This is a genomic window from Curtobacterium sp. MMLR14_002 (assembly GCF_001864975.1).
Classification (GTDB): Bacteria; Actinomycetota; Actinomycetes; order Actinomycetales; family Microbacteriaceae; genus Curtobacterium; species Curtobacterium flaccumfaciens.
This window is the reverse complement of sequence record NZ_MJGT01000108.1, coordinates 1-321: the sequence shown is the minus strand read 5'-3', so window position 1 is coordinate 321 and position 321 is coordinate 1. Positions and strand designations below refer to the sequence as shown.

At 57.9% G+C, this 321-nt stretch carries 1 pseudogene; it reads left to right on the top strand.

Annotation, left to right across the window (positions count from 1 at the left end):
* A pseudogene (locus BIU91_RS18300) lies at positions 1-321 on the top strand (acetyl-CoA carboxylase biotin carboxylase subunit); the annotation flags it as partial.

Here is a 321-nt window from a genome sequence, read left to right as displayed (position 1 = left end):
ACATTCAGCGGGCTCGCTCCGAAGCCAAGCAGGCCTTTGGCGATGGTGAGCTGATTCTGGAGAAGGCGGTTATTGAACCCCGCCATATCGAAATCCAGGTATTTGCAGACCAACACGGTAACGCGGTGTATCTCGGTGAACGGGACTGTTCAGTTCAGCGGCGCCATCAGAAAGTCGTCGAAGAGGCACCCTCTCCGTTTGTAACACCCGAACTGCGCCAGGCCATGGGCGAAGCTGCCGTGAAGGCGGCGCTGGCCTGTGGCTATGAAGGTGCTGGTACGGTCGAGTTCCTCGTCGACAAGGACCGCAACTTCTACTTCC